The following is a 2,822-nucleotide window of genomic DNA, read 5'->3' on the forward strand; positions in this document are numbered from 1 at the left end:
TTTATTATCAACCGTATTTATTATAGACCCAATTAAAAAAGTTATATTATATATTACAAATTGAAAATATTTTAATAAAATTTAATTTTTTTTGGAGTTTTGCATATTTTTTTTTTAATTTTTATGTTATAATTTAGTATGTGTAAATAAAATATGTGTGTATTTACAATTTTATTATAATAACAAAGTTTTAAAAGGAAGGAGTGTTTGACTTGAGTTCACAATTATATACTTCAATAGATCTGGGATCATCTAGTATAAAAGTGATTATAGCAGATGTAGTATATGAAAAATTGAATATACTCGGAGTTGGAATCGTAAAGACTACATCTATTAAACGTGGTAACATTATTGATGTAGAGTCAGCATCTAGAGATATTCAAAAAGCAATAGATATTGCAAAAAGTGAAGCTAATAAAGACATAAGATCATTATATGTAGCAGTTCCAAGTATACACACTCATATAAAAAAAAGTGTAGCGGAAATTAAATTTGATACAAAACACGATATTGATGGTAGGGATATCGAAGAAGTAATTGAAGAAGCAAAAATTCTACCATTACCACGTGAAAGAGAAGTGGTTCAAGTAATTCCGGATTACTATCGTCTTGATGATATTGAAAATATAAGAAAACCAAAAGGAATGACTGTTCATAATGCTTTTGAAGTAACAGGAAATAGAGTTTTAACTTCTAAAACTCATCTTCACACAATATATAAAAGTATTGAAAACTTACGTTTAGATTGTAATGAGACGTTTTGTACTTCTCATGCATTAGGAGAATTACTGCTTAATGATGAAGAAAAAGATTATGGATCAGTAATAATTGATATTGGTGCTGGACTTACAACAGTGAGCTATTTTGAAGATGGAATATTGCAATTATCTCAGTCTATAGAGCTAGCTGGAGAGGATATTACTCGAACTATTTCAGATGTACTAAATGTTCCGCTAAAGCGTGCTGAAGAGATAAAAGTTACACAAGGACATGCATTTTATGATTTAGCATCACCACAAGTAATTATTGAACTAGACAATCTTGAGCCAGATGAAGAACCATATACTCAAAAAGAACTTGCAGATTATATTGAAGAAATAGTAGAAGAAATAATCTTACGTTCATTTGATGTTCTTAGAAAAGCTGGAATAAATAGAGTAAAAGGAAACGTAGTACTAACTGGTGGAACAACACTCATGCCAGGAGTATTAGACTTAGCTAAAGATATGCTAAGAAAAATGAATGTTAGAATTGGATCTCCGAAAATTATTGGGGCTAATTCTCCAGAACTTTCAGTAGTTGTTGGAACATTGACTAGTAGTTATAAAATTGAGTCATTATTCGGATATCAAGTAACTGATGAAGTGCCAACAGTAAAAAATACAAATTCAACATTTGAAAATGTTTCTGCAGTAGAAGAAATTTCAGTAAGTAATTCAAAAGTTGAACCCCCTGTAATTACTGAGCCTCATACAGAAGAGGAAGAAGTATATTACGAAGAAGAGAAAAAAGATAAAGATAAAGAAAAAGAAGAGAAAAACTTCTTTGATAAAATAACTAAAATGTATAATTCGTTTTTTGAATAATAATCAGGAGGAAATAAAGAATGTTTGAAGAATTTGATCAATCAGCAGTAATTAAAGTAGTAGGTGTTGGTGGCGGTGGTGGTAACGCCGTTGACCGAATGGTAGAAAGTGGAATTCAAAATGTAGAGTTTATCGCAGTTAACACAGATGCTCAAGCATTAAAACGTTCTAAAGCAGACGTAAGAATTCAAATCGGTGAAAAATTAACTAAAGGTCTTGGAGCTGGAGCTAATCCAGAAGTAGGACGTAAAGCAGCTGAAGAAACTAAAGATAAAATTGAAGAAGCACTAGAAGGAGCAGATATGGTATTCGTTACTTCTGGTATGGGTGGAGGAACTGGTACTGGTGCCGCTCCAATCGTAGCAGGTATTGCTAAAGAATTAGGAGCACTTACAGTAGGTGTTGTTACTCGTCCATTCAACTTTGAAGGTAAAAAACGTCAAGTACAATCTACAGCAGGAATTAACTCACTTAAAGGTGCAGTAGATACACTTATCGTTATTCCTAACGATAGATTATTAGATATCGTTGATAAATCGACTCCAATGATGCAAGCATTCGTTGAAGCAGATAACGTATTACGTCAAGGGGTACAAGGTATTTCTGACTTAATTAACGTATCTGGTACAGTTAACCTTGACTTCGCTGATGTTAAAGCTATCATGGCTGACCAAGGTTCAGCATTAATGGGTATCGGTGTAGCTTCAGGAGAAAACAGAGCTATCGAAGCAGCTAAAAAAGCTATTTCATCTCCACTATTAGAAACTTCTATCGTTGGAGCAAAAGGTGTGTTATTAAACATCACTGGTGGACCATCATTAAGTTTATTTGAAGCTCAAGCAGCTGCAAGTATCGTTCAAGAAGCTAGTGATGATGAAGTAAACATGATCTTCGGTACAGTATTTAACGAAGAGTTAGAGAAAACTGATGAAATTATCGTTACAGTAATCGCTACTGGATTTGAAGAAGATGGAGTAAGTGTTGAAAGAGATATCTTAGCACAACGCCCAGCTCAACCAGAAGCTAGCTCATTCACAAGTGGATACGGTAAAAATGAAGTAGAACAAGAAATGTACCCACGTCCAAGAAGAAGAACAAGAAGAGAAATCTAATAAATAAAAAACGAAAAATCGAGTAATTCTCGATTTTTCGTTTTTTATGTTGTAATGGATGAGAAAGGAGACTAAAAATATACACACATATTAAGGGTCTCCAAAATTTAGGACTGACGAGAGG

At 32.9% G+C, this 2,822-nt stretch carries 2 protein-coding genes; both read left to right on the plus strand.

Annotated features, from left to right (window positions below; genetic code table 11):
• Window positions 1-203: 203 nt before the first annotated feature.
• The gene (gene ftsA, locus HMPREF3186_RS03750; RefSeq protein WP_231724155.1) at window positions 204-1,586 is read left to right on the plus strand and encodes a cell division protein FtsA; all 1,383 of its coding nucleotides are present in this window, start codon (window positions 204-206) and stop codon (window positions 1,584-1,586) included.
• Between the two features lie 20 nt (window positions 1,587-1,606).
• Window positions 1,607-2,698: a cell division protein FtsZ gene (gene ftsZ / locus HMPREF3186_RS03755; RefSeq protein WP_003143912.1), complete on the plus strand. Its 1,092-nt coding sequence runs from the start codon at window positions 1,607-1,609 to the stop codon at window positions 2,696-2,698.
• The last annotated feature ends 124 nt before the right edge of the window (window positions 2,699-2,822 follow it).

Origin of the sequence: Gemella haemolysans (genome assembly GCF_001553035.1) — a bacterium.
GTDB lineage: Bacteria > Bacillota > Bacilli > Staphylococcales > Gemellaceae > Gemella > Gemella haemolysans_B.